Origin of the sequence: Protofrankia sp. Cr1 (assembly GCF_963555865.1) — a bacterium.
Lineage (GTDB): Bacteria > Actinomycetota > Actinomycetes > Frankiales > Frankiaceae > Protofrankia.
In genome coordinates this window covers 1-3,380 of record NZ_CAUVXO010000546.1, presented here as the reverse complement: position 1 = coordinate 3,380, position 3,380 = coordinate 1, and the positions used below count along the sequence as shown (strand labels likewise).

Annotated in this window: 4 protein-coding genes and 1 pseudogene; 2 read left to right on the top strand and 3 right to left on the bottom strand. The window is 67.5% G+C overall.

What is annotated here, in order from left to right; genetic code table 11:
• On the top strand, positions 1-332 hold a 332-nt coding region (locus tag U9980_RS25525), incomplete at its 5' end, for a TetR/AcrR family transcriptional regulator C-terminal domain-containing protein (RefSeq protein WP_322770259.1).
• A 272-nt stretch (positions 333-604) separates the two neighbouring features.
• Here the strand turns inward: U9980_RS25525 and U9980_RS25520 are convergent.
• The 3 genes and pseudogenes from U9980_RS25520 to U9980_RS25510 all read right to left on the bottom strand — a co-directional run.
• A pseudogene (locus U9980_RS25520) lies at positions 605-700 on the bottom strand (plasmid replication, integration and excision activator); the annotation flags it as partial.
• A 175-nt stretch (positions 701-875) separates the two neighbouring features.
• Positions 876-1,322, bottom strand: a complete 447-nt coding sequence (locus tag U9980_RS25515; RefSeq protein ID WP_322770258.1) for a hypothetical protein — start codon at positions 1,320-1,322, stop codon at positions 876-878.
• An 81-nt stretch (positions 1,323-1,403) separates the two neighbouring features.
• Positions 1,404-2,156 (bottom strand): GntR family transcriptional regulator, encoded by a 753-nt coding sequence (locus U9980_RS25510; RefSeq protein WP_322770257.1) that lies wholly within the window; start codon positions 2,154-2,156, stop codon positions 1,404-1,406.
• A 72-nt stretch (positions 2,157-2,228) separates the two neighbouring features.
• Here U9980_RS25510 and U9980_RS25505 point away from each other — a divergent pair, with 72 nt between their 5' ends.
• The gene (locus tag U9980_RS25505; RefSeq protein WP_322770256.1) at positions 2,229-3,329 is read left to right on the top strand and encodes a DUF1152 domain-containing protein; all 1,101 of its coding nucleotides are present in this window, start codon (positions 2,229-2,231) and stop codon (positions 3,327-3,329) included.
• Positions 3,330-3,380 lie beyond the last annotated feature (51 nt).

Sequence of the window (3,380 nt, the reverse complement as noted above, 5' to 3'; positions counted from 1 at the left end):
GGGTGGAACTGATACTCGCGAAGGACATCAACGCGCTGCGCCGCGTCATCATCGCCGAGCAGGTGCGCCACCCCGAACTCATGGAGGAGTGGGCCCGCCCGCGCACCGTCTTCGAGACGGTCCTCACGCACAAAATCGAACAGGAGATCCACAAGGGGGTCCTCGATGTGCGCGACGTCGACCTGGCTGCCCGCCAACTCGTACTGCTCACCGCGCATGAAGCGGCGGAGCAGTCCCGCTACGGGATGCGCGACCTCTCACCCGCCGACATCGAGAAGATCGTCGACGACGGCGTTGAGATGTGGCTGCGCTGCTACCGAACACGCCGGTAGGTGCACCGCAAGCGAGACGGCAAGATCGCACGTCAAGACGATCCGGGACGCGGCGTCGCGGGGCCGGGGTACGCACCTCGCCGCGTTGTCGTCGGTCGACACCCAACACCTCCGGTGCCTCCCTCCTCCGCCTCGCGATCCACGCCCCTATTGCCGGGCGCTCTAAGTCATGATCATTGGGCTGCTGCCGTTGGCGTGACCCCGCGGTGATCGTTATGTACCCGGTGGTGTCCCAAGTCGTTCATGGGCCGTCCTCGCCGTCCGCCTCACCTTTTCTCGAAGTCGTTCGCCGGCTCCACCCCCAGCACGAACGCCCCATGGGGAAACACATCCCCGAACCGCACCGGAATCCACCGCGGTACCGCCATGGCCATCACCTCTCCCGTCCCGGCTCTGCGAGGTTCCCCGCCGAGCCACTCTCTTGACCTTATGGCCTATGCCACTAGCCAAAAGAGTGGCATAGGCCAGTCCTTGGAGACAAATCCCTTTTGAAGATTTTTCTGGCTGACTACGGTCTGGGCGCTTGGTACGGGACGATCGCGATCATTGGGATGAGCCGGCGGCCGGCGAAACCGGGTGAGACGGCGTGTACGTCGGCTGTCGGACATCAGCACTGGCCGGCTTGACGGGAGGGCCGTGCCGGGTGACCGTCCGGGCCGGGGCGACCAGGGCCAGCACGCGGACAGCCTCTCGCCAGGCATTCCGCGCCGCCGCCACCTCTTCGAACGCGGCATGCTCGGCCCGCGCCAGCTCCTGCGCCCGGGCGTCGGCTTCCGCCCAGATTCGCCAAGCGTGGTCTTCCACTGCTGCCGCCGCGTCAGCGTCCGGCCAGGCCGACCCGTCACGGACCCGCCAGATCAGGGTGAGGTCGACATCACCGTCGAAGTCGGTCAGGCGCGCACCCGGTGGCATACCGGCCTCGACCGCGCGGATCAGTTCCTGTTTACTCATGCCCAGTTCCACCACCAATTCGTGATCGGAAACGGCCATCTGCGATCTCCTCTCGCGGTAGGACGTGTTGGCGCAGAGCGCACACCGGTTGCGTGCGCCGCAAGCGGGATGAGCGTCGGGCTAGTCGATCACCGAGTAGCCCTGTTCGAAGGTCCACTTATTGGGTGGGTACACGGCTTCGGCGAACTCGATGGGCTGCTGTTGCGCGTCGTAGACCGTGTGATGGACCACGAGCACGGCAGCCGGCCCGTCGCCGAGTTCCAGTTCCGCGCGCTCCAGGTCGCTTGCGAGCCGCGCGGCGATGGTGTCCCGGGCGTACCTGCCGCGCCGGCCGGTCTTCTCCTCGACGTAGGCGAGGGTGCCGTGTCGGATGCGTTCCCGCTGGAGCAGCAGTGGCGCGACGTCGGCCAGTGCTGGTGCGTACCAGGATGTCGACACCTCCGACCGGGGACCGTCCTCCGAGTGGGTGATCCGACGCCGGCGGATGCCCCGCCCCGGGAATGGCAGTCCCAACGCCTCCGCCGCGTACTCCGTCAGATCCGTGCTCTCCGCGGCGACGATTTCCGCCCACTCGCCGGTCGTGTAGATCTTCCCGGTCTCCCGTGAGTGCCGGTAGCGGTCCCGGGCGCGCCGGTGTAGCCGCACCTGATCCAGCACGAACGTGCCCGCACCTTGCCGCGAGCCCACCAGCCCCTGAGTGCGTAGTGCTTCCAGCGCCTTCGTGGCCGTCGGTCGGCTGACGTTCCAGTCCGCGGCAAGGGCGCGTTCGGAGGGGACCTCGTCCCCGGGGCGCAGGTCATCCGCCAAGATCTTGTCGCGGATGTGGTTGGCGATCTGAAGGTACTTCGGGAGGGCTTGTTGGATCTCCGGCATAACTGGCGACCTTTGGCTAGTGGTCAAGTCCAGTCGCACCATACGCCAACTTTGCTATGAAACAAAGAGGAGGTGACTCGTAGGCTCGGTGTCGTGGGTGCGCTCCTGATCGCTGCTGGTGGCGGTGGCGACGCCTTGGCGGCCAGCGCCCTCCATCAGATCCTCAGGCCGACCGACCCGGCGCCGACCGTGCTCACCTACGCGTGGGAACGTCTCCGCGTAGATCCGCTTCCCGGGCCCCGCGGCCCCGCCGGTTTCACCGCGCTCGTACCTGTGGGCCGCTTCAACTGGCAGATCATCCCGAGCTCGGACACAACGCCGCCGGGCCGCTCTACTCTTCCGCGTCTGGCCGGTCAGATCGACGCCCGTCTCCTGCTCATCGATCCGGGCGGTGGCGCGGCCGGTATCCGCCGCCAGGTCGCCGAACTGGTCGAGATCTCCGCTGCCGCCCGCGTGTGGATCGTCGATGTGGGCGGCGACGCAGTGGCCCATGGCGACGAACCCGGTCTGCGCAGCCCCCTTGCCGACGGTCTGGCCCTCGCCGCGTGCACCGCTCTGCCCGTCCCCGTCGAGATCCTCACGGCCGGCCCCGGCCTGGACGGTGAGCTTTCCGAGGCTGAGGTTGTCGCCCGCGTCGCGGTACTCGGCGGAGAGCGCCTGCATCGGCTGCACCGCGACGAGGTCCAGCCGCTGCGTGACCATCTTGGCTGGCACCCCACTGAAGCGACGGCCCTGCTGACCGCCGCCGCGCTCGGAGCCCGGGGCAGAGTCGAGATACGCGACAGCGGAACCCCCGTGGAACTCACCGACCGCAGCGCCGACATCTACCGTGTAGATCTACCCGCTCTCGTGGCCGGTACCCGGTACGTCGCGTCTCTTGCCGAGACCGGCACGCTCGATCAGGCTGAGGACGTCATTCGCCGCATCTGCGGCGCCTCGGACATCGACTACGAACGGGCCAAGGCTCTGCGGCTGTCGGGTCCCCGTCCGCCGCGTCCCATCGAGGAGCTACGCCGTGACGCCGACGCTTACACCGCCGAGGCCCGAGCCAACGGCATCGATTATCTGACGTTTCGCCGTCTTGCCGAAGCCCTCAACACCAGTCCCGACGACATCGCCCGTCTTCGGGCCCATTTAACCGTCCCGTTGTGGCCGGTCCGTGATTCCCGCTGACCTCCTGCCGGGCAGCCGGGAGACAGCCTCCGTCGCTTCACTTCCCTGGCA

Excerpts from the sequence above, each read along its gene's own strand:
- U9980_RS25515 (WP_322770258.1), bottom strand. The coding sequence starts at position 1,322 with ATGGCCGTTTCCGATCACGAATTGGTGGTGGAACTGGGCATGAGTAAA.
- U9980_RS25510 (WP_322770257.1), bottom strand. The coding sequence starts at position 2,156 with ATGCCGGAGATCCAACAAGCCCTCCCGAAGTACCTTCAGATCGCCAAC.